The sequence below is a fragment of the Neptunicella marina genome, assembly GCF_014270035.1.
Taxonomy (GTDB): Bacteria; Pseudomonadota; Gammaproteobacteria; order Enterobacterales; family Alteromonadaceae; genus Neptunicella; species Neptunicella marina.
On sequence record NZ_JACNEP010000001.1, the window covers coordinates 43338 to 67035 of the forward strand.

Annotated in this window: 21 protein-coding genes; 8 read left to right on the forward strand and 13 right to left on the reverse strand. The window is 44.0% G+C overall.

Translation table 11 applies throughout. The annotated features are described in order from the left end of the window. Position 1 precedes the first annotated feature (1 nt). Both purB and H8B19_RS00240 read left to right on the forward strand, forming a co-directional pair. Complete coding sequence (purB, locus tag H8B19_RS00235; protein WP_186504771.1) at positions 2–1375, forward strand: adenylosuccinate lyase; 1374 nt, start codon at positions 2–4, stop codon at positions 1373–1375. 85 nt (positions 1376–1460) lie between these two features. Beyond that, entirely contained in the window at positions 1461–2687 is a 1227-nt protein-coding gene (locus H8B19_RS00240) for an adenylate/guanylate cyclase domain-containing protein (protein WP_186504772.1), read from the forward strand. On the opposite strand, the gene H8B19_RS00245 is transcribed toward H8B19_RS00240, so the two are convergent. Further along, positions 2684–4141, reverse strand: coding sequence for an NAD-dependent succinate-semialdehyde dehydrogenase (locus H8B19_RS00245; protein ID WP_186504773.1), 1458 nt, complete (start codon positions 4139–4141; stop codon positions 2684–2686). The genes H8B19_RS00240 and H8B19_RS00245 overlap by 4 nt on opposite strands. A 303-nt stretch (positions 4142–4444) precedes the next feature. On the opposite strand from H8B19_RS00245, the gene H8B19_RS00250 reads away from it, so the two are divergent. Then, complete coding sequence (locus H8B19_RS00250) at positions 4445–4903, forward strand: GNAT family N-acetyltransferase (RefSeq protein WP_186504774.1); 459 nt, start codon at positions 4445–4447, stop codon at positions 4901–4903. A gap of 32 nt (positions 4904–4935) precedes the next feature. Here H8B19_RS00250 and ydiJ read toward each other — a convergent pair whose 3' ends face one another. Further along, a complete protein-coding gene (gene ydiJ, locus H8B19_RS00255) occupies positions 4936–7959 on the reverse strand; it encodes a D-2-hydroxyglutarate dehydrogenase YdiJ (protein WP_186504775.1) in 3024 nt (1007 codons plus the stop codon). A 244-nt stretch (positions 7960–8203) separates the two neighbouring features. Between ydiJ and H8B19_RS00260 the strand changes: the two genes are divergently transcribed. After that, on the forward strand, positions 8204–8431 hold the full coding sequence (locus H8B19_RS00260; RefSeq protein WP_186504776.1) for a tellurium resistance protein TerC: 228 nt from the start codon (positions 8204–8206) through the stop codon (positions 8429–8431). Between the two features lie 62 nt (positions 8432–8493). Here H8B19_RS00260 and ppsA read toward each other — a convergent pair whose 3' ends face one another. Then, positions 8494–10866 (reverse strand): phosphoenolpyruvate synthase, encoded by a 2373-nt coding sequence (ppsA, locus tag H8B19_RS00265; RefSeq protein WP_186504777.1) that lies wholly within the window; start codon positions 10864–10866, stop codon positions 8494–8496. Positions 10867–11081: 215 nt separating this feature from the next. On the opposite strand from ppsA, the gene ppsR reads away from it, so the two are divergent. Together ppsR and H8B19_RS00275 are read left to right on the forward strand one after the other, a co-directional pair. Then, complete coding sequence (gene ppsR, locus H8B19_RS00270; protein ID WP_186504778.1) at positions 11082–11894, forward strand: posphoenolpyruvate synthetase regulatory kinase/phosphorylase PpsR; 813 nt, start codon at positions 11082–11084, stop codon at positions 11892–11894. 12 nt (positions 11895–11906) lie between these two features. Continuing rightward, complete coding sequence (locus H8B19_RS00275) at positions 11907–12590, forward strand: DUF2461 domain-containing protein (RefSeq protein WP_186504779.1); 684 nt, start codon at positions 11907–11909, stop codon at positions 12588–12590. Between the two features lie 53 nt (positions 12591–12643). Here H8B19_RS00275 and H8B19_RS00280 read toward each other — a convergent pair whose 3' ends face one another. From H8B19_RS00280 to htpX, 5 genes are all read right to left on the reverse strand, one after another. Continuing rightward, the gene (locus tag H8B19_RS00280; RefSeq protein WP_186504780.1) at positions 12644–13984 is read right to left on the reverse strand and encodes a class II 3-deoxy-7-phosphoheptulonate synthase; all 1341 of its coding nucleotides are present in this window, start codon (positions 13982–13984) and stop codon (positions 12644–12646) included. 83 nt (positions 13985–14067) lie between these two features. Further along, complete coding sequence (locus H8B19_RS00285) at positions 14068–14823, reverse strand: ATP-binding cassette domain-containing protein (RefSeq protein ID WP_186504781.1); 756 nt, start codon at positions 14821–14823, stop codon at positions 14068–14070. Continuing rightward, complete coding sequence (locus tag H8B19_RS00290) at positions 14820–15782, reverse strand: FecCD family ABC transporter permease (RefSeq protein WP_186504782.1); 963 nt, start codon at positions 15780–15782, stop codon at positions 14820–14822. Before H8B19_RS00290 ends, H8B19_RS00285 begins: the two co-directional genes overlap by 4 nt. Before the next feature lie 7 nt (positions 15783–15789). After that, positions 15790–16269 carry a low molecular weight protein-tyrosine-phosphatase gene (locus H8B19_RS00295; RefSeq protein WP_186504783.1) on the reverse strand — a complete coding sequence of 160 codons (480 nt, stop codon included), beginning with the start codon at positions 16267–16269 and terminating at the stop codon, positions 15790–15792. A gap of 105 nt (positions 16270–16374) precedes the next feature. Then, positions 16375–17247: a protease HtpX gene (gene htpX, locus H8B19_RS00300; protein WP_186504784.1), complete on the reverse strand. Its 873-nt coding sequence runs from the start codon at positions 17245–17247 to the stop codon at positions 16375–16377. Between the two features lie 165 nt (positions 17248–17412). Between htpX and pepE the strand changes: the two genes are divergently transcribed. Further along, a complete protein-coding gene (gene pepE / locus H8B19_RS00305) occupies positions 17413–18108 on the forward strand; it encodes a dipeptidase PepE (RefSeq protein WP_186504785.1) in 696 nt (231 codons plus the stop codon). A gap of 29 nt (positions 18109–18137) precedes the next feature. Here pepE and bioD read toward each other — a convergent pair whose 3' ends face one another. The 4 genes from bioD to bioB are packed head-to-tail and all read right to left on the reverse strand — an operon-like array spanning position 18138 to position 21818. Further along, positions 18138–18809: a dethiobiotin synthase gene (gene bioD / locus H8B19_RS00310; RefSeq protein WP_186504786.1), complete on the reverse strand. Its 672-nt coding sequence runs from the start codon at positions 18807–18809 to the stop codon at positions 18138–18140. Positions 18810–18847: 38 nt separating this feature from the next. Continuing rightward, complete coding sequence (locus H8B19_RS00315; protein ID WP_186504787.1) at positions 18848–19636, reverse strand: methyltransferase domain-containing protein; 789 nt, start codon at positions 19634–19636, stop codon at positions 18848–18850. Beyond that, positions 19636–20763: an aminotransferase class I/II-fold pyridoxal phosphate-dependent enzyme gene (locus tag H8B19_RS00320; protein WP_186504788.1), complete on the reverse strand. Its 1128-nt coding sequence runs from the start codon at positions 20761–20763 to the stop codon at positions 19636–19638. The genes H8B19_RS00315 and H8B19_RS00320 overlap by 1 nt, the downstream gene beginning before the upstream one ends. 5 nt (positions 20764–20768) lie before the next feature. Continuing rightward, positions 20769–21818: a biotin synthase BioB gene (bioB, locus tag H8B19_RS00325; RefSeq protein WP_186504789.1), complete on the reverse strand. Its 1050-nt coding sequence runs from the start codon at positions 21816–21818 to the stop codon at positions 20769–20771. A gap of 125 nt (positions 21819–21943) precedes the next feature. Between bioB and bioA the strand changes: the two genes are divergently transcribed. Then, complete coding sequence (gene bioA / locus H8B19_RS00330; protein ID WP_422121137.1) at positions 21944–23206, forward strand: adenosylmethionine--8-amino-7-oxononanoate transaminase; 1263 nt, start codon at positions 21944–21946, stop codon at positions 23204–23206. Here bioA and H8B19_RS00335 read toward each other — a convergent pair. Continuing rightward, positions 23203–23619, reverse strand: a complete 417-nt coding sequence (locus H8B19_RS00335; protein ID WP_186504791.1) for a hypothetical protein — start codon at positions 23617–23619, stop codon at positions 23203–23205. The genes bioA and H8B19_RS00335 overlap by 4 nt on opposite strands. Between the last annotated feature and the right edge of the window lie 79 nt (positions 23620–23698).

Below are 23698 nucleotides of genomic sequence, written 5' to 3' on the forward strand. Positions count from 1 at the left end.
GTTGCAACTTTCAGCCCTGACTGCAATATCACCGGTGGACGGTCGATACGGGAGCAAAACATCTGAACTTCGCGAGATTTTCAGTGAATTTGGCTTAACCAAATACCGGGTACAAGTTGAAGTTCGCTGGCTGCAATTACTGGCTAATCAGTCAGATATTGCAGAAGTGCCTGCACTGACCGACACAGCCAATGCATTATTGAACAGCATTGTAAGCAATTTCTCTGAACAAGATGCGGCACGCATCAAAGAAATTGAAGCAACGACCAATCACGATGTAAAAGCGGTTGAATACTTTCTTAAAGAAAAAGTTGCCGCAAACAATGAATTAAATGCGATAAGTGAGTTTATTCACTTTGCTTGTACCTCGGAAGACATCAACAATTTATCTCATGCGCTCATGTTAACTGAAGCGCGCGAGCATGTTATTTTACCTTACTGTGATAAATTGATTGCGGCCATCAAGTCCTTAGCCCTTGAAACAAAAACCGTAGCCATGATGGCACGTACCCATGGTCAGCCTGCCACCCCGTCAACCATGGGTAAAGAATTGGCCAACGTATTAGTCCGATTAATGCGCCAGCGAGAACAAATTGCTGATGTAAAAATCATGGGTAAAATCAATGGTGCTGTGGGTAATTACAACGCCCATTTAGCGGCATACCCGGATGTAAACTGGCATTCGGTATCTGAGCAATTTGTGACCTCTTTAGGCATCAACTGGAATGCATTTACCACGCAAATCGAACCGCATGATTATATTGCAGAATTATTTGATGCACTTGCCCGCTTTAACACAATATTGATTGATTTTGACCGTGATATTTGGGGTTACATTGCTTTAGGTCACTTCAAACAAAAAACCATCGCGGGTGAAATTGGCTCTTCCACCATGCCGCATAAAGTAAATCCAATTGATTTCGAAAATTCAGAAGGCAATCTGGGACTGGCGAATGCCATTTTCGGTCACCTTGCGGCTAAACTACCGGTTTCTCGCTGGCAACGTGACCTGACCGACTCCACCGTTCTGCGTAATTTAGGTGTAGGGGTGGGTTATGCTCTGATTGCTTATCAGGCCAGTCTAAAAGGTATCAGCAAGTTACAAATCAACGAACAAAGTTTGTTGGATGAACTTGATAACAACTGGGAGTTATTAGCTGAGCCAATCCAGACAGTAATGCGTCGCTATGCTATTGAAAAACCATATGAAAAACTTAAAGAGCTAACTCGTGGTAAAAAAGTCAATCAGGAAATCATGGCTGAATTTATCGATGGTTTAGCTTTACCAGATGCAGTTAAAGCTGAGCTTAAGACTCTGACACCACAATCTTATATTGGCCGTGCTGTCGCTTTTGTGGATGACTTGTTAGGTTAATCCCAACACAATCCCGGATATGACAAAACAGATGATTTGACTACACTTTTAGGCAAATCATCTGTTTTTCTTTTTAGGGATAACCATGATAAGGACAGTTTCGCTTTGGGTTAAAGCGGGTAATCAATTTAGCAATGCCGAAAATTTTAGTGCGACACGCATCAACAATATTATTGCCTTAATCTTCGCCCTCACCCTGACCGCCCAATTACCTTTTATGCCAATGTTCTGGCACAAAGGTGGTAATATTCAATGTATTATCAATGTGATTGCAATATTGTGTTGTTCTCTGGTACCTGTATTTAGCCATTTAAAACATCCTTTTGCGTCTCGCGTCGCGTTGGTTAGTGTTTATATCAGTTATTTAGTAGTCACAGCGATACATTTAGGCAGCCTCGCCAATGTGCATTATTTTTTCCTGTTAGGCGTCTTCGCTACCCCTTTTATTTTTCAAACAGACTCTCCTGTCACCAGTCGCTCTATTATCATTTTATTTGGATTGCTTACGATCTTATTTGGCTTTTTAAATCCCTCCACCACAGTGGCTGATTTGGGTTATGTAGAATTAGTCAGCACCACTAATTTAATCAATCTGGTGATTGCCGGTATGTTGTGTGCTTTTTACATTCAAGTTAATACACAAATTGACCGCGAAAAAGTCAATCACGAACGTAAGCGCTCGGAAAACTTACTTCTCAATATTTTACCTGCACCAATTGCTCGCCGACTAAAAGAAAGCAATCAACCGGTCGCCGATTATTTTGATGAGGCAACCATACTGTTTGCCGATATTAGTAATTTCACGGAACTAAGCAGACAAAAATCCCCGGTGCAATTGGTGACACTGTTAAATGATTTATACAGTGAATTTGATCTGCTACTTGATCGCTTCCGCCTGGAAAAAATAAAAACCATTGGTGATGAAATAATGGCAGTTTGCGGTGTACCCAATTGTGATAATGAACACGCTATTCTTGTATGTGAATGTGCACTGGAAATGCAGCAGTGTTTTGACAACTTTTGTCTGAGTCACCAGTTAAGTAACGGCTTGCGTATTGGCATAAACAGCGGGCCTGTAGTTGCTGGTGTTATCGGTAAAAATAAATTCAGCTACGATTTATGGGGAGAATCGGTCAACATGGCATCAAGACTTGAGAGCAGTGGTGAAAGCCACCGCATTCAAATTAGTCAGCAAACTTATGACAAGGTGAAACATCGTTTTGTTTGTGAACCCCGTGGAAATATTGAGGTAAAAGGTATGGGAACCGTGCAAAGCTACTGGTTAATACGCTCGGCTCCCAATAAGCCTTAAGTTTCAATATCGCCCATGCACAAGTACTTAATATTAAGGTAATCATCCAAACCATATTTGGACCCCTCCCGCCCAAATCCAGATTGTTTGATACCTCCAAATGGCGCACTGGCGTTGGAAATTAAGCCAGTATTAATCCCTACCATACCAAACTCGAGTTTTTCAGCCACGCGCCAAACACGTGCTATATTTTGACTGTAAAAATAACCGGCAAGCCCAACATTAACATTGTTAGCCAGATGAATGACCTGCTCTTCAGATTCAAATTCAATCAGTATCGACACAGGACCAAAAATTTCTTCGCGGGCTATTGCCATATCATTATTCACGTTATCGATAATGGTAGGCTCATAAAAATTTCCACCTCGATCACTAATATTGCCCCCCATTAAAACGGTCGCGCCTTGCTCCAGCGATTTTTCAACCAAATTAGACACTTTTTGCAAAGCATCACGGCTAATCAACGGGCCAATATCCACACCGTCATCCATGCCATCCCCCAACGTTAATTGGCTGACCGCTTGCATTAATTTATCAGAGAAGCTTTGTTTGACTGAACGATGAATAAAAATGCGGTTAGTACACACACAAGTTTGTCCCGCATTACGGTATTTAGACTCAATTAATCCCTGTACCGCAGCATCTATATCGGCATCATCAAATACGATAAAAGGCGCATTGCCCCCCAATTCCATAGAGATTTTCTTCAACGTGCTGGCCGATTGTGCCATCAGTGATTTACCCACCTCTGTAGATCCGGTAAAGGTAAATTTAGCCACATCCGGATGCTCGGTAAGTACTTTTCCCATACCTTTAGCATCATCACCGGTTACCACATTAAACACACCATCCGGGATCCCTGCCCGCTTAGCCAGTTCAGCCATCGCCAACGCAGATAAGGGAGTTTGTGTTGCAGGACGAACAACAAAGGTGCAACCAGCGGCCAATGCTGCCGCCGCTTTTCTGGCTATCATGGCATTGGGAAAGTTCCACGGCGTTACTGCGCCGACGACACCAACAGGCTGTTTGATAACAATAATGCGTTTATCGTTATCGTTTGACGGAATACTATCGCCATAAACTCGTTTAGCTTCTTCAGCAAACCACTCAATAAACGATGCGCCATAGGCAATCTCGCCTTTAGCCTCAGTGAGCGGTTTGCCTTGCTCAGAAGTCAGAATTATGGCCAAGTCATCCTGATGTTGCATCATTAGTTCAAACCAGCGACGCATCAATTTGCTGCGATTCTCAGCGGTCATTCCAGACCAGGAGGGAAAAACGGCTTGCGCATAATTAACCGCTTGCTGAACGTCTCTGACTCCAGCATTTGCGACGTCAGTAATCACGTCTCCGTTCACCGGGTTCGTGACACTAAAACATTCATCTGCCGTGTGCCACTGGCCATTGATAAAAGAGCCTTGTTTAATAAGCTGGTTATCTCTTAATGAAATCATAATTCTCCACACCGCTTTTTTATTCTGTTAACTATAACACTGAGGATTAAACATGCTGATTCAAGTAAAACTGCCAATAATTAAATGAATTCATTAAACATTTAATGGATTTTTTACAACACGCTATCATTCTTTTGGTTAATCCCCCTCCGAATTTTTTGGAAATTTAACAACTAAATTACCAATCAACTCAGAATTTCATCGCTTAAAACTTTGATTGTAATTTAACTCGCATTTATTAAGGCTTTGGCTATGCTGAATAATGTCGGTGTTCAGACCGGCTTGGATCAGGAGAGCATTTGTATGACGTTTAGAGCCAAAAGCGTCGACTGGAAGAATGCTAAAGACAAACTTACTCAATTGCGCGAAAAGGTGTTTGTGTGTGAGTGGCGGATACCCAGAGAAGTGGAATTTGACCAGCAGGATCCGCAATCATTTCATGTTTTAGTGATGGATGAAAAACACAATGCTATCGCAACCGGCCGAATTACCCCAAAAGGGGAAGTAGGACGAATTGCCGTTGTAAGCCGCTGTCGTCAGACTCAGGTTTATCAAACATTGTTTGATGCCTTAATGAAAATAGCGCGAAAACATCAGTTTTCTGCTGTAACTGTGCAATGTGAGTTAGATGGAATTATTGATTATCAACAACAGGGATTTCGACCTGTCGGCTCGGTATTTATGGATGCAGGAATAGCCAGGCAACGCATGACTATTCCAGTGAAAAAATATCGAATCAACCACCTTCGCTACATTCATTAGAATAAGGCGAAGGTGCCTTTTTTACTCACTGATTATGTAAGTGACATTAATTGATTAAGCAACTGCACGGGATGCTGAGGTTTAAAACCTTCAATTCGTTTAACTTGCGAGCGGCAGGAATAACCGGTTGCCAAAACCTGTTCAGGCGGCAAAGATTCAATTTGAGGTTGCCAACTTAATCTAAATAAACCGATTGAATTATCCAGGTTTGATTTTTCATGGCCGTAAGTTCCCGCCATGCCACAACATCCGGTATCGATTAAATGCAGCTCAAGACCACAGCGGGCAAAAATCGTTTGCCACTGTTTGGCGCTGAGCGGCAATGCGGTTGATTCTGTACAATGAGAAAACAGGTAATAAGATTGAGTGGAACTCAGTTTCGGCAGTTCAATGACATCATTCAACCATTCGTGAATTAACTTCACGTCAAAATTCCCACGCTTGTCACCAAGGATTGTGGCGTACTCATCGCGATAACAAAGCACCAATGATGGGTCAACACCTATCATTGGAATACCCAGTGTTGAAAGCTGATTTAAAAAATCAGCTGCCGTTTTTGCGGTTTGGGCAAATTCGGCTAAAAAGCCTTTTACATGCTGTGGTTTACCATTGGGTACAAACGGTAATAGCACGGCGTTGTAACCCAATGCCTGCATAAAGTTGAGATAATCCTCTACCACTTCTGCTTCATAAAAACTGGTAAAAGGGTCCTGCACTAACATCACAGTATTATCTTTATCTTCAGCAGATAAACTTTTGAGTTGTTCGAGATTAAACGCAAAGCGCTGGCCAACACGTTTATTGAGGGTTGGCACAGATAACAAGGGCGCATCAACGTATCCAACCACAGATGACAACATACGTTTGGTTAAACGCAGATTCATTGCGGAATTCACCAGTCTTGGTATTTTGGCTAATAGTGGTGCCATTTTTTCCACGTTGGATACCAGAATATCTTTGAGTGGACGTTTATAGCGCTGGTGATACATAGCTAAAAAACGCGCTCTGAATGTTGGCACATCGACATTTATCGGACACTGGCTGCTACAGGCTTTACAGGCTAAACAACCATCCATCACCTCTTTTACTTCATGAGAGAAATCATCTTTATCGGTATTGATTGATAATTTTCCTTTTACCGTGCCCGTTATTGCCTGCTGTTCTAATGCTTTAATATCCACGTCCTGATTAGCTAATAAACGCAGCCATTCGCGCATCATGCCAGCGCGCCCTTTAGGACTATGGCGACGGTCGGACGTGATTTTACTTGAGGGACACATGGCTGAGCGTGGATCAAAATTAAAGCACAGCCCGTTACCGTTACAATTAAGCGCTGGTGCAAAATCATTTCTTATTGCAACAGGGATTTGACGGTCATAGGCGCCCCGTTTTTTGGCGTCCACTTTAACCAGCTGCTCAGTTGATTCAAATGGGGTACAAATTTTACCCGGATTCAATTTATTCAGCGGATCAAAAGCACGCTTAACTTTTTGTAGCTCCCGGTAAAGCTCATCACCAAAAAAGGCGGGAGAATATTCAGAACGATAACCTTTCCCGTGCTCGCCCCACATTAAACCACCATATTTAGCCACTAAAGCAACGACCTGATCGGAAATCTGTTTCATCAGAATTTCTTGTGCGGGATCACACATATCCAGTGCGGGACGCACATGCAACACGCCAGCATCAACATGACCAAACATGCCGTATTGCAAACCATGTGCATCAAGTAATGCCCTGAATTCTAGAATGAAATCGGCTAAATTTTCGGGCGGTACCGCAGTATCTTCAGCAAAAGCGATGGGTTTTTGTGCCCCTTTCGCTTTGCCTAAAAGGCCCACCGCTTTTTTACGCATGGCGTAAATCTTACTGATTTGATCATTATCACGGGTAATTTGATAACCAATGACACCATTACGCTGCTGTGTAATATCGTCATCGAGCAATGCGCTAAGTGAATCAAGCTTATCAGCAAAATCGGCTTCGGATTCGCTATTGTATTCCACCATATTCAGCCCCTGCATATCTTTGCCAGGAACATCACTGATCATATCCTTTACTGAGTGCCAGATAATATCTTCGCGCGCCAGATTAAGGACTTTACTGTCCACTGTCTCCACTGACGTAGCCTGTGCCGCCACCATTTGTGGCGCATGACGTAACGCCGACTCAAAGGAATCATATTTAATATTTACCAGCGCTTTAAACTTAGCAATGGGTATTACATTCAGTTTGGCTTCAGCAACAAATGCCAGTGATCCTTCGGCACCGGTAATTAAACGGCTTAAATCAACTTGTTGCTTAGCCTCATCATAGGCATGCTCAAGATCATAACCAGTTAAAAAGCGATTTAATCGTGGGAATTTTTCCACAACTTGCTGACGTTTACCCACACAACTTTCCTGCAACTGACGGTATAAATTCGCAATGATACCCGAGCCTTCAGCCAGTTTACTGGCTTCTTGCATATCAATGGGGTAGCTATCCAGTCGCTCACCGTTAAACAACACGGAAGTCAGGCCTAAAACATGATCGCTGGTTTTACCGTAAACTAATGAGCCCTGACCGGAAGCATCGGTGCTAACCATTCCACCAATTGTCGCGCGATTGCTGGTAGACAGATCGGGGGCAAAGAAATAACCAAAGGGACGTAAAAACGCGTTGAGCTGATCTTTAACCACCCCAGCCTGTACCCTTACCCAGTTTTCCTGCTGATTAAATTCTAAAATACGATTCATATAGCGCGATACATCAACCACAATACCACTGGTTAACGACTGGCCATTAGTACCAGTGCCACCACCTCGCGGGCTAAAACGCACATCTTCAAAAGCCACCTCTGCCGATAAGCAGCCAAGCAGGGACAAATCGTCAATATCTTTGGGCAATACCACTGCCTGCGGCAAGGCCTGATACACTGAATTATCTGTTGCCACTGCCAATCGGCTGGCGTAACTATGTTCAATATCGCCTTTAAAACCGCGCTCAGCGAGCTTAGACAAAAAATCGAGGTATAACTGTTCGACACTGGCTTGAGGGTTAACAACTGGCAGCATGATATAAGATAAATTTGACTGGACTTGAATGGCCTGAGTATATCGAATCCAGCCCTATGTAGCCACGGCTTGTTTAGCCAAAAAATGGATAAGCATCAATCTGATAGCATAAGTTATATTCAGCTGGTGAAACTATGATACAGACAATAAAAAGCATAAAATTTTGTAACAACTGTGTTTTGAGTTGATGCCGCTAAACACATACACTGAGACAATAGTCATTTGCCGCAGGGTTAAATAGAAAATGAAACGAATAGTGAGAATAAGTGCTGGTAGCCTGTTGATCCTGTTTGGGTTGGTAACCTTTTTTATCTTACCCGGCTCTATACTGTTGATTCTTTTAGGTTTAGTGATACTCAGCTACGACGTTCCAGTAGCCAAAGGATATATTAAAACCTGTCAGCGCATCATGCGCGAATCGGCGGTGCGTATTGACCGGTTTTTGTTAAATCGTAAATATAAACGATTTTAATCTGCCATATATAAAAGCGTTCAAAAAAGCCGGTTTAAAACCGGCTTTTTATTTCAATTAAATTAAGCGTGATGCTCAGCTAAATACAACCAGCTCTCAATGACGGTATCAGGATTAAGTGACACACTATCAATACCCTGACCAACCAGCCAGGCGGCAAAATCCTGATGATCGGATGGCCCCTGACCACAAATGCCTACGTATTTTCCACGTTTACGTGCAGCTTTTATGGCCATAGACAACAAAGCTTTGACCGCATCATTACGCTCATCAAACAAATGCGCAATGATGCCTGAGTCGCGATCCAGACCCAAAGTAAGCTGGGTTAAATCGTTAGAGCCAATGGAGAAACCATCAAAGATATCAAGGAACTGATCTGCAAGCAGTGCATTAGATGGTAATTCACACATCATAATAACACGCAGGCCATTTTCACCTTGCTTTAATCCTTGTTCTGCCAATAACTCAACCACCTTTTTCCCTTCTTCTAAAGTACGAACGAAGGGGATCATGATTTCAACATTGGTCAATCCCATCTGCTCACGAACACGTTTAATCGCTTCGCATTCAAGAGCAAAACAATCGCGGAAGTCTTCCGAAATATAACGACTTGCGCCACGGAAACCTAACATTGGGTTTTCTTCGTCAGGCTCATACTGATAACCACCAATCAAATTAAAGTATTCGTTGGATTTAAAATCAGACATGCGCACAATCACTTTCTCTGGTGAGAACGCAGCACCCAGGGTCGCAATACCCTCAACCAGTTTGCTGATGTAAAACTCAACCGGTGATGCATAACCTGCTGTCATCACATCAATATCATTTTTTACCGTTTCCGGTTGAACATCATAGTTAAGCAACGCTTTTGGGTGGATACCAATCATGCGGTTAATAATGAATTCAAGGCGCGCTAATCCCACCCCCTGATGTGGTAATTTGGCAAAATCAAATGCGCAATCAGGATTGCCCACATTCATCATGACTTTAATTGGTACTTCAGGCATTTTTTCGATGTTGGATGTCACAACATCAAAATCCAGTGCTTCCTGATAGATATACCCCGTATCACCCGATGCACAGGATACTGTCACGGCCTGGCCATGCTCAATTAAATCGGTCGCATTACCACAACCGACTACGGCTGGTATCCCTAATTCACGCGCGATTATGGCTGCATGACAGGTACGCCCACCACGATTAGTCACAATCGCGGAGGCCTTTTTCATAATAGGTTCCCAGTCAGGGTCAGTCATATCAGTGACCAGAACGTCTCCCGGGGCTATTTGATCCATTTGTTCAATGCCCTGCAGAATTTTGGCTGTACCTTTACCGATTTTATGGCCAATCGCACGCCCTTCTGCCAGCACTTTGCCGGTTTGTTTAAGGTTATAACGCTCAATAACCTGCACATTTTCACGACTACGCACGGTTTCGGGACGCGCCTGTACGATATACAAACGGCCATCTAATCCATCTTTCGCCCATTCAATATCCATTGGACGACCATAATGCTGTTCGATAATCACAGCTTGTTTAGCCAGTTGCATCACCTCGTCATCGGTAATTGAAAATTGATGACTCTTGGCAGACTCAACATCTACTATGCTAACTTGTTTGCCGTGTTCAGCACTTTCGGCATAAATCATCTGCGTCAGTTTACTGCCAAGGTTACGGCGCAAAACAGCAGGACGACCAGCCGCCAGTGTTGGTTTATGCACATAAAATTCATCGGGGTTAACCGCCCCCTGCACGACCATTTCACCCAAGCCATAAGACGAGGTGATAAACACCACCTGATCAAAGCCAGACTCGGTATCAATACTAAACATTACTCCTGATGACGCTAAGTCACTGCGCACCATTTTTTGCACACCAGCCGACAAAGCGACACCTTTGTGGTCATACCCCTGATGCACACGATAAGAAATCGCTCTGTCATTAAATAAGGATGCAAATACGTGCTTAATCGCCGTTAATACAGAATCAACGCCTTTTACATTTAAAAAGGTTTCCTGCTGGCCGGCAAATGAGGCATCAGGCATATCTTCAGCGGTTGCAGACGAGCGCACTGCAAAGGAAGCGGCATCGCCAACATCACCGCACAATTGTTGATAACTATCGCGAATAGATTGTTCAAGTTGAGGTTGGAACGGGGTATCTATTACCCACTGTCGAATGGTTTTGCCCGCATCTGCCAAGGCGTTAACATTGTCAACGTCCAGCGAATCAAGCAATTGGTGAATTTTTTGATCCAGTCCGCTTTGTTCCAAAAAGTCATTAAACGCTACTGCTGTTGTGGCAAAACCACCAGGAACGTCGACTCCAAGATTTGACAGATTAGAAATCATTTCACCCAGAGAGGCATTTTTACCTCCCACCCGCTCAACATCGCTCATCCCGAGCTGTTGATACCATAAAACATAGTCTTGCACCGTAGGGTACTCCTGCTTAGTAGAGGTCAATTTATAATTTCTGGTACTGTCAGGCAGAATATTTAACCAAAACCAGCAGCTTATGTTTCTGCCACTACACTTTTTATTTTTATGTTTGCTGGCTTTTTGCGCGGCTAATTTTAAAATGCCGGTTATAAGAAAGTAAAATTTTATTTATTTTCGTAATAATATTACTACATTTAACAGGATACCCTATGCGCGCCTCTTTTTATATTTCAGATGGAACTGCAATCACTGCCGAAGTATTTGGCCATGCTTTGCTGTCTTTATTTCCGGTTGAATTTAAACATCACACCATTCCTTTTATTGAAAGTACCGAACAAGCCAATGATGTAAATCGTAAAATTTTAGAAAGTTTTCAAGATACAGGATTACGACCTCTGGTTTTTCACACCATAGTTAACCCGGAAATACGCGAAATCATCTCAGATTCGGCCGGAATTAATTACAACTTTCTCAACCAGTTTGTCGCACCACTGGAAAAAGCATTAGGTATTGAAGCCAAACCAGAAAAACACCGCACTCACAGTATTCATGAAAAAACCTATGATATTCGTATTGATGCAGTGAATTTCGCGCTGGCTAATGACGATGGGGTTAATCTTAAAGAGTTTGGTGAAGCGGATATTATTCTTACCGGTGTATCACGTTCAGGTAAAACTCCAACCAGCCTGTATCTGGCGCTTCAATATGGCATCAAAGCAGCTAATTATCCGTTCACTGAAGATGACATGCAGGACGTATTAAAACTGCCATCAGTATTAAAAGCCTACAAACATAAACTATTTGGTTTAACGATTGACCCACAACGACTTCATCAAATTCGATCGCAACGCAAAGCCAACAGCCGTTATGCGTCTTTGCAACAGTGCATGTTAGAACTGCGTGAGGTTGAAAATCTTTATCGGCGCCAAAATATACCTTTCCTCAACAGTACCACTTTTTCCGTTGAAGAAATATCAGCCAAAATTCTCGCACAAACTGGCTTAGAACGACGTAAATACTAGGATCGACACATCATGAGTAACTATTTTAGCCAACAGACATTTCAGTTTCTGACCCAACTTGCCAACCATAACGATAAAGAGTGGTTCAATGAGCACAAACAGGACTATGAAAAATTTGTTCGGGAACCGGCGTTGGCTTACATCTCAGAAATGCAAAGCTGGATAAAGATGATTTCGCCTTATTACGAAGCCATTCCCAAAAAAATGGGTGGATCATTAATGCGGGTTTATCGCGACGTACGTTTTTCCAAAAACAAAGCGCCGTACAAAACCAATATAGGGATTCAGTTCCGTCATGAAATAGGTAAAGATGTGCATGCGCCAGGGTTTTATCTGCATATTGAGCCTGGCAATAGTTTTTTAGGTGTTGGTTCCTGGCATCCAGCCCCCGATGCTTTAAAAGCCTATCGTGATCACATAGTAACCAAACCCGGCCCTTATCAGGATGCGATTGAACATCAACCCTTTGCTGAATGTTATCAGATGACAGGTAATTCACTGCAACGCGCTCCCAAGGGATTCGATGCAGAACACCCTTTGATTGATGAAATAAAACGCAAGGATTTCATTGCGCTCACTCCAGTATCGGATCAGTTTATTGTGGCGGATGATTTACCTGAGCAAACCGCACGTTTGTTTGGCCGCGCGCAACCTTTACAACGGTTTTTATGTGAAGCACTGGGATTACGTTTTTAAATTTGGCAAAAAAAACGGCGTATTACGCCGGTTTTTTGTATCTGCTAATAACCTTACGCTTTTAAATGGTCTGCAACCAGAAAGGCCATTTCCAGTACCTGATCAGCGTTTAAACGTGGATCACACTGAGTCTGATAACACTCTGCTAAGTCCGCATCGCTGATTTTATAGGCACCACCGGTACATTCGGTAACGTGTTGTCCGGTCATTTCCAGATGAATACCTCCGGCATGTGTGCCTTCAGCTTTATGTACCTGGAAGAACTGCTGAATTTCGCGCAGGATTGCATCGAAATTACGTGTTTTATAACCACTTGATGCTTTAAAGGTATTGCCATGCATAGGATCCGAACTCCATACCACATGGCGCCCCTCAGCTTTCACCCGACGTAATAAACGTGGCAGGTTGTCTGCTAAATTGTCAGCCCCCATACGAGTAATCAGCGTTAAACGACCCGGCAGATTGTCAGGGTTTAACGCATCAATCAACTGGATCAGTTCATCTTCCTGCATGGTTGGACCCACTTTAACCCCAATCGGATTATTAATGCCGCGGAAAAACTCCACGTGCGCATGATCCAGCTGACGGGTACGTTCACCAATCCACAACATGTGCGCAGAACAGTTATACCAGTCCCCAGTCATGGTATCGCAACGGGTTAGTGCTTGTTCATAATTAAGCAATAAAGCCTCGTGCGAAGTAAACAAATGCGTTTCACGAATTGCCGCATGGTTATCTGAATTGATGCCAACCACCGACATAAATTCCAATGCGTCATGCAGGTTATTGGCCATAGTCTGATAGCGATCTTTCAGTGGGTTGTTTTCCACAAAGGCCATATTCCAGCGATTAACTTCATGTAAATCAGCCAAACCACCCTGAGCAAAAGCGCGCAGCAGGTTTAATGTAGACGATGCGCGGTGATACGCTTCAACCATGCGGTTTGGATCCGGTTTGCGTGCCGCTTCGGTAAATTCAAAACTGTTAATAATATCGCCACGATAACTTGGCAGACTCACACCATCGATAGTTTCAAAATCACCAGAACGCGGCTTGGCATATTGCCCAGCCATACGTGCCACTTTGGTCACAGGGCATTTACCTGCATAAGTTAATACCACAGCCATTTGCAGTAACACTTTAAAGGTATCGCGAATTTTAGGGGCATTAAACTCATCAAACGACTCAGCACAATCACCGCCTTGCAGCAAAAAGCCTTTACCCTGCGACACATCTGCTAACTGACTAAACAACTGACGCGCTTCAGCAGCAAAAACGATGGGCGGATAACTGCTCAGGCGTTTTTCTGCATCTTGCAATTGTTGCAAATCTTCATAGACGGGTTGCTGCAAAATTGGCTTACTACGCCAACTATCAGGTTGCCATTGACTCACTCTTTTTCCCTTATTGATAATGATGGTGGAGGTAGCGCCAAGTCCGGACTATACGCGCTTACAGAGCATGAAAGATACGGAGGTTAGGAGGGATTTTCAACCGTTTGAAGCAGCTTTTTACCTTCTAAACTAGTTTGTACGGAAATAAGGCAGTCAAAAGCCGACGAAAGCTGCTGTGGAATAAGGGTTTGTTGCACTGTGCCCGTTGCCACAAGCCTGCCCTGTTTTAGCAAAACCACCTGGTCTGCATACCCATCACACCAGTTTAAGTCGTGCAGGCTCATCACAACTTTATTGCCACTCTTGCTAAGAGATTTTAACAAACTCATCAGTTTTTGCTGGTGACGCAGATCCAGTCCTTTTAGTGGTTCATCTAAAAGCAATAAACCTTCACCTTGTTCAATCACAGACCATATCTGCAATAACACCCGGGCAAGCTGCACACGTTGTTGCTCTCCACCAGATAATTCAGGTAAATGACGATGACGGTATTGCTCCACTTCCAGCGCAAGTTCGATTTGTTTTGGAATGGCGTACTGCCAGTTACAGTAAAACAACAATAATTCTTCAACCGTTAACGGAAACGACACGCTGTCCTGCTGTTTTAACATGCTACGCATTGCTGCCAACTGATGCAGGTTATATGACTCAAGTGTTTGCTGTCGTAATATAACATGTCCAGATGAGGGTTTGATAATACCAGCCAACGTCTCAAGCAAGGTTGATTTTCCCGCACCATTAGGCCCAATCAGATGCACAAAATTCGCCTGAGTAAAATCAAGGTCAATCTGCTGCAACCTCGAATCACAATTGAGGTTATGACAACGTAACTCAATCACAGCGACAACCTGTTATGTTTGAGTAAAACATACAAAAACAATGGGCCACCCAGGGTGGCGGTTAACATACTGACAGGTACAGCAATACCACCAAATAAACCTGAGATTAGCAACACAGTTACCATTAACAATGCACCAGACACCGCTGCTGCAGGAATAATTTTACGATTATCATGCCCTAACAGCTGGCGCAGAAAATGCGGTACCAGCAGACCGACAAAAGCAATGGAACCAGCCAGGGATACCGCCAGACCAACCAATAGCGCGCAAATTAGAATCATTTTACGATTAAAGGTTTTTACATCCAGTCCTTTTAACACGGCACTTTGCTGACCGAGATACAACCAGTTCAGGTTTTTGGCCTGCACCACAGCATAAATCAGCAACAACACAATCGCCGGAAAACATAATAAAATCAGGGTTAGATCAGCTTGAAGTAGACTTCCCATTAACCAGAAGGTTAAGTTTCGTAACGACTGACCATCGGCGATAAAATACAGCCACGCAATAATCGCACCGGCAACGGTAGACACCGCAATGCCGGCCAAAATCACGGCGCTACCGTTAAATTCAGATAATTGACGTGCCACCAGATAAATCAGCAAGGTAGAGAGGATTGCGCCGATAAAACACCAAAGAGGCAAAGGATAATATGCCAGCGATAAACCCAGTGCAGGGCCAGCAATTAAATACAAGGCTGCAAATAGGCTCGCACCACTGCTAATACCAATAATGCCCGGATCGGCCAGTGGATTACGCAGCAACACCTGCAAAATGGCAGAGCTTACTGCCAACGCAGCGCCCACACCTATAGCAGTGAGCACCATTGGGATGCGTAACTGAACAAATATTTGTTTGTCCAGTGATGACAATGGCAAAGATAAATCACGTAATAATATTGTGATACTTAACAGAATTAAGGTTATCGCTAAGCCGCTTAATACGACATTAAACCTCATTTGCACTCTAATTCATGGCCTCTGTCTGATTGAGGCTCACCAGCAAACCATCACTTGCCATTTCAATTAAATCCAGCACATATTCAAAGCCTTTGCTGCCACCATAATAGGGATCTGGCACCTCTAGCTCGTCACATTCAGCAAAACTTAAAAACAATTTAACCTTGTTCTGATATTCAGCAGGACACTGCGCCAATAAATCATGCAAGTTGCTTTCATCCATCGCCAGAATAAGATCAAACTTTTCAAAATCGTCACTTTTTACTTTGCGTGCATAGATATTATCAAAGCGGTAGCCACGATGTTCCCCCGCCGCCATAGCACGCTCATCCGGTTTTGCACTTTTATGAAAGCCCTGAGTACCCGCAGAATCAATTTTAATTTTAAGCCCGGCATCTGCTGCTTTTTTTCTAAAAACCGCTTCTGCACTGGGTGAACGGCAAATATTGCCTAAACAAACAAATAAAACTGAAGATGAAGAATGCATAATTAAGCCCACTTGATTGGCCAAAATCCCTGTAGCCGCCAATCATACCAGTTGGGCTTTGCAATTAAAGCGCTAAATAGCGCTCTAATTTAAATGGGGATGGTTTTACTCCTGCATCAAGGCCGCAATGCGTTTTTGTAGAGGCGGGTGAGACAACCACAGCTCACTCCAGCTGCGTTTACCTCGAATACCAAACGCCATTAATGTGCCATCAAGATTTGATTCCTGTGACATTTTTAAACGCTGAAGCGCGGCTATCATGCCCTGTTTACCCACCAGCTTTGCTGCCCCAGCATCAGCGCGGTACTCACGCTGACGACTAAACGCCATCACTACAATACTTGCAAGTAAGCCAAACGTAATTTCTAATATTGCCACCAGTGCCATATAGGTAAACCAGCCTAAACCATCTGATTGTCTGCCACCATCACGCAGGGCATTATTCACCGCATTGGCGACAACACGGGCTAAAAAGATGACAAAGGTATTTACCACCCCCTGAATTAAGGTCAGCGTGATCATATCACCGTTAGCAATATGACTAATTTCATGGGCCAGAACGGCTTCCGCTTCCTGCTCATTCATATTAGCCAGTAAACCGGTAGAAACAGCAACCAGCGAATTATTTCGGTTATATCCGGTGGCAAATGCATTCATATCTGCCGAGTCGTAAATGGCTACCTGCGGCATGCCAATACCGGCTTGTTGCGCCAAACGTTCAACTTTACTGAGTAAAAACCGTTCAGTTTCATTGCCAGGTCGTTCTATAACCTGCCCACCTACGGCACGTAGCGCCATCCATTTAGATAAAAACAGCGAAACAAACGCGCCACCAAAACCAATCACGGCAGCAAATAACAATAGTCCACTTTGACCACCTGGCTCCATACCGGTTGCAGCAAACACTATATTGAGAACGAGAGAAAAAACCACCAGCACCGCCAGATTGGTTAACACTAACAGCAATAGCCTTTTCATAAATTCCTCTGTCACTAAGTTAATTAACAACACACACTGTGGCTGAATATTATGACGTTAAATGGTGTAATTTTATCCATTTTCAACGTCATGAAAGTGTCAGCAAATATGTCTGCCACAATGGTATAATGCACAAACAGCCGCAGTATTTGAAAAGGACAAGTCATGAGCAAGTTGTTACTGTTAAGCAGTTCGCGGGAAAAACAAACGTCTTATCTCAGCCACGCCCAGTCTATGATTGATCAACATTTAAATGGCATAAGTGAAATACTGTTTATTCCATACGCTGGAGTCACAGTGGGTTGGGATGACTACACCCAAATGGTGCAACAAGCATTACCTGACCTTAAAATTAGCGGTATTCATCAACATCAAAATGCCAAACAAGCGGTACAGCAGGCGAAGGCCATATTGGTGGGTGGCGGCAATACCTTTAATCTGTTGTATCAGCTGTATAAACACAATTTATTGAATGATATCCGCCAGAGCGTGACTAACGGTGTACCTTATATAGGCTGGAGTGCAGGTTCTAATATTGCGGGCAACAGCATCAGAACCACGAATGATATGCCAATTATCGAGCCGCCTTCTTTTGATGCGTTAAATTTGGTGCCATTTCAGCTAAACCCACATTACACCGAATATCAGCCACCTGGCCATAACGGTGAAACCCGCGCTCAGCGCCTTGAAGAGTTTATGGTGTTAAATCCAGCTATGCCAGTGATAGCTATTTGTGAAGGCAGTGCACTGCAACGAATTGATAAGCAATTGACGCTAATGGGACCACATTCGGGTTTTGTATTTAAAGCCGGAGAAAAAATCGAAATAATCCCGGGTGGTGATTTATCTGCTTATCTGTAAATGAATACGCTTTATACAGAAAACCCCGCCTAAAACAGCGGTGTCACATCCAGATAACGTGCGGCACTGGCCGCATCTTCCACTCGTGGCACAGCGCCTAATAGTGGTGCATCAATTAACTGCTGTAATGACGCAATATTTTCTTTTAGATAAGGCAGGTCACTATCCAGCACATTGGCAACCCAGCCCACGATAGATAAACCATCATGACGTACCGCCTCAACGGTCAAACGCGCATGATTTAAGCACCCTAATCTCACCGGCACCACCACCACGACTCCCATCTGATATTGAATCGCTAAATCAGATAAAAACAGTGAATGACTTAATGGCAAACGCCAGCCACCCGCACCTTCGGTGATGACATAATCTGCATTTTTGGCCAGCAAATTGTCGTAAGCCTGCGTCAGTGCAGATAATTCAATTTCGCAATGTTGTTTCTGTGCAGCCAGATGTGGTGCGACAGGATCAGCAAATGCAATAGGATTAACTTCCTTATAATCCAGTTCAATGGTGGATTGTTGTTGCAGGGCTAACGCATCTTCATTGCGCAGGCCCGTTTCTGTTTGTTCACACCCGGCAGATACAGGTTTAAACCCCACTACCTGATGTCGTCTGTCGGCCAGTTCTTTCATAATGGCTTGTGCCATAAAGGTTTTACCGGCATCGGTATCAGTAGCTGTGATAAATAGTTTTTTCACCCTAACCTCTTAATATCTCACTGAAATTGTGCCAGTTGTTATTTTGTCAGTTGTACCATACTAATTTGATAACTTAGCGGCAACATGCCATTTTGCTTTCTAAGCAATTCATAGTTCTCACTTAATTGACTCAAAGTCTGTCGGGTTAACTGAGCGTTATGATTTTTCTGTGTTACAACATTCGCTCCCACCGCTTTAATGGAGCCAAGCAACTCGCGTACATTAAGATGTTCACTATTGTACTGGCGGTTTTCTGCCTTCACCTCAAATCCACATTGCTGAGCGGCTTTTACAATATGTTCATGGGCCATAAAACGATTAACCGCAGAATAGCCATTTAACGGCCAGCTTTGTGCTAATTGCCAAAATGAATCTTGTACCATAATGGCTAAAACTGCTTTGCCGCCAGGTTTTAATACCCGGTAGATTTCCGCAAGGCAGTTTTCAATGGAGTAACACCACTGCAGCACCATGGATGAAAATACTCCACTTACAGTCTCATTCAATAGTGGCAATTGTTCGGCGTCTCCAGCTACCCATTGAATGCCATTGATGCTTTGTTCCCGGGCAAAGCGCAACATACCTTCAGCAATATCAATGCCGATTACCGATTCAGTTTGCTTCGACAATAAACGGGTAATACGGCCGGTTCCACATCCAAGGTCCACCGTCATGCCTGATTTGACATCAAATAGGCTGAGCGCATCATTTGCCACCTGCCACTGAATTGGTGCATGCTGATCATACTGCACAGCGGCACGACTAAACTGATTAGCGATTCGCTGTTTAAGCAGATTATCAGTTGTTGAAGATGTAACATTCATCATTACGCACACCTTTTGATTGCATCTGCCAATGCCGTAACCAGCGCCTGAATCTGTTGTTCAGAATGCGCGGCTGAAATTGTTATGCGTAACCTGTCAGTCCCCTTAGGCACAGTGGGATAACGTATTGCTCCCACCTGAAAACCAGCCTTAGTTAAAAACTGAGAAACATTAAGCACGCGCTCAGCATTATTAAGTGCGACAGGCTGAATCGCGGTATCGGATGGCAGTAAATTAATCCCGGCTATCTCACACGCAGACTTAAACAATTCAATATTGCTAAACAGTTTATTACGCAGTTGCGGTTCGTTTTCAATACGCTTGAGGTTATATAAGGTGATCGCTGCCTGAACCGGTGACATATGGGTACTGTAGACGTAATGGCGTGCGAAATTTACCAGATATTCAATCAGCTGTTTGGAGCCAGCAACAAACGCTCCGGCAGAGCCTGCCGCTTTGCCAAATGTTGCCATTATCACGGGCACTTGTTTCGTATCTAACCCGGCTTGTTCGATACTTCCCATACCTGTTTCACCCAAAACACCAAATCCATGCGCATCATCAACCATTAACCAACTGTTATGTTGCTGAGCTAGATGCGCCATATCTGCCAACGGCGCCCTATCCCCATCCATGCTATACACGCCTTCACACACCACTAAACGATTATCCGATGGTGTTTTTAATAAGGTTTGCAGATGTGACAGATCATTATGTTTAAAGCGCTTAAACTCGGCACTACTGGCCATTGCGCCATCAATTAGCGATGCATGGCTTAACTTATCTGCCACAATGCTACCGCCTTGCAACATTAATGCATGGCATAACGCCTGATTGGCAGCAAAACCCGAATTAAATAACAGCACGGCTTCACGATTAAGTCTTTGAGCCAGATAATTTTCGAGCCCGGCATGAATATCCTTATATCCACACACTAAGGGCGAGGCAGCACTGCCAACAGCATAATGTTTTATTTCATTAAGAAGCTCAGGCTGTTTTAATGATTGTGCTGCCAGTCCTAAATAGTCATTTCCGGCAAAATCCACACAATGTCGCTTTAGCCGACGCTCTCTTAATAAAAATTGATCATGTCGGCTTTGTAACTGCTGCGGGATAAAATCAAACGGCATAACGCTTATTTAGCAGCGTCGTAAAACAGAGCTGGCTCGGATTGTTCGGCGATTGCGTCATTTATCACCGTTTCATGCACTGCATCAGAGAAGCCTTCACGCGCTTCCGGACGAATGCCTAATTTTTTAAACAACATCTGATCGCTGTCGGCTTCAGGATTGGCTGTGGTCAGCAGCTTACAACCATAAAATATTGAGTTAGCTCCCGCGAAGAAACACAGCGCCTGCATTTGCTCGTTCATTTCTTCACGACCTGCCGACAAACGCACATGCGACTGCGGCATCATAATACGAGCCACCGCAATGGTGCGGATAAACTCAAAAGGATCGAGATCGTTTTCGTCCTGTAAAGGTGTGCCTTCGACTTTCACCAACATGTTAATTGGCACACTTTCAGGTTGTTGTGGCAAATTGGCTAACTGCACCAATAATGCCGAGCGGTCGTTTGCACTTTCGCCCAATCCCACAATACCGCCAGAGCAGATCTTCATGCCGGAATCACGCACATTTTGCAGCGTATTTAAACGATCAGCATAGGTACGTGTTGTGATAATTTCACCGTAAAATTCCGGTGAGGTATCCAGGTTGTGATTGTAGTAGTCAAGGCCTGCTTCTTTTAACATTGCCGCTTGTTCACGGGATAACATGCCCAGCGTCATGCAGGATTCCAGACCTAAGGCTTTAACACCTTTAACCATTTCAACGATGTAAGGCATATCGCGATCTTTCGGGTTTCGCCAAGCAGCGCCCATACAGAAACGCGTTGAACCAAGTTCTTTGGCTTTTTTGGCTTCGTCGAGTACTTTTTGAACTTCCATTAAACGCTCTTTTTCCACATCTGTGGTGTAGTGCGCGCTTTGCGGGCAATATTTGCAGTCTTCCGGGCAAGCGCCGGTTTTAATCGATAATAAGGTACTCACCTGTACTTCATTGGGATCAAAATGCTGGCGGTGAATGCTTTGCGCCTGAAAAAGTAAATCATTAAAAGGCAACGCGAAAAGAGCGTTAACTTCGGCGACCGTCCAGTCGTTACGGATCTGTGCTGTACCTGCCATACTGTACCTTTACAATTTGAAAATGCTGGCTTAGTCTATTGCGCCCCTCGCCCCTGTCAACCTAATTGTATTAAAAAGGTTTACAGGCGGTCAGATTTTCAACAAACAATAAAAGCAGGATGGTTATGGACCTTCAGTTTGACCAACAACATATCTGGCACCCTTATACGTCAGCATTAAATCCGCTGCCCTGTTACCCGGTTGAATCTGCCGATGGCGTATATATTCAGTTGGAAAATGGCCAGCGCTTGGTCGATGGTATGTCGTCCTGGTGGTCAACCATTCACGGTTACAACCACCCTGCCCTGAATGAAGCAGCCAAAAACCAGCTGGATAAAATGTCACATGTGATGTTTGGTGGATTAACCCATCAGCCTGCTATTGATATATCTAAAAAGCTGTTAGAGGTTGCACCGCAAGGTTTAAACCGGGTATTTCTGGCGGATTCCGGTTCCGTATCGGTGGAAGTCGCGATGAAAATGGCGCTGCAATACTGGGCTTGCCAGGGCAATAGCCATAAACATCAGTTTATTACGGTACGTAATGGTTATCATGGCGATACCTTTGCCGCTATGTCGGTGTGTGACCCGGTTAATGGCATGCACAGTTTGTTTTCAAATGTGTTGGCGAAACAGATTTTTGCCCCTGCACCACAAACCCGATTTGACCAGTCATGGAATGAAGATGACTTTTTGCCGATGCAGGAACTGGTAGAACGCCATCATAATCAACTTGCCGCCCTTATTTTAGAGCCGATCGTTCAGGGCGCTGGTGGCATGCGTTTTTATCACCCAGAGTATTTAAAACGTTGCCGTCAGTTATGTGATGACTACAACTTACTGCTCGTTTGCGATGAAATTGCTACTGGCTTTGGTCGCACCGGGAAGTATTTTGCTTGTGAGCATGCTGATATTAGTCCGGATATTTTATGTTTAGGCAAAGGTATGACCGGTGGTTATATGACACTAGCCGCGACTTTATGCACCGAAGATGTAGCAGCAGGCGTGTGTGAAGGTGCACCTGGGGTGTTTATGCATGGCCCCACTTTTATGGGCAATCCACTGGCCTGTGCGGTTGCCAGTGCCAGCTTAGACATTCTGGCCACAGGTCAATGGCAACAGCAGGTTGCCGATATTGAGCAGCAGCTAAAACAAGAACTGATGCCATGCAAAACCTTGTCAGCGGTGAAAGATGTCAGAGTATTAGGTGCAATCGGCGTGGTAGAAACCCGCCAGCCGGTGGATATAGCGATGATTCAAAAAGCCTTTGTAAAAAGCGGGGTGTGGATCCGCCCGTTTGGCAAGCTGGTGTACATTATGCCACCTTACATCATCCAGCCTGAGCAACTGTCTCAATTAACCTCAGCGATTTATCAGGCGCTGCGCTAAAGGTCTACGTCGGCGTTTATCCACAAATATATCAGTGATATCACTGAGGTAATGACCAGAAAAAACACATTGGCCCAAACGCCGTCGGTTCGGCGCCGGGCCCGTCGTTTACGAATTAAGATTACCAAAGTAGACAACAAGACGCAGCCGCACAGCAGTAAAAACATCCAGTTCACCAGATAACTGTTCCAGCTGGTACGGGAATAGACATTTAAAAACCGTCCAAAACCGGTTTCCAGTTCAGGTCTGGCAAAGTGAAACATGCACATCACAATGACAAAGATCAGCCATGCAAAGATGTTAATACCCACCATCGCGCGGTATAAAAAGTCTCTTCCTGAGCGCCTGTCGGTAAAATTGTGATTTTTATTGTTATTCTGCATCATTTTTACTTGAGTCTGTTGCCCAGCCAAGTAACATTACTGGTTTGGTTAATTGAGCTCTATCTTGGCATTGAAAAGCACACATTTCATCCCTAATTAGCAAAAACTG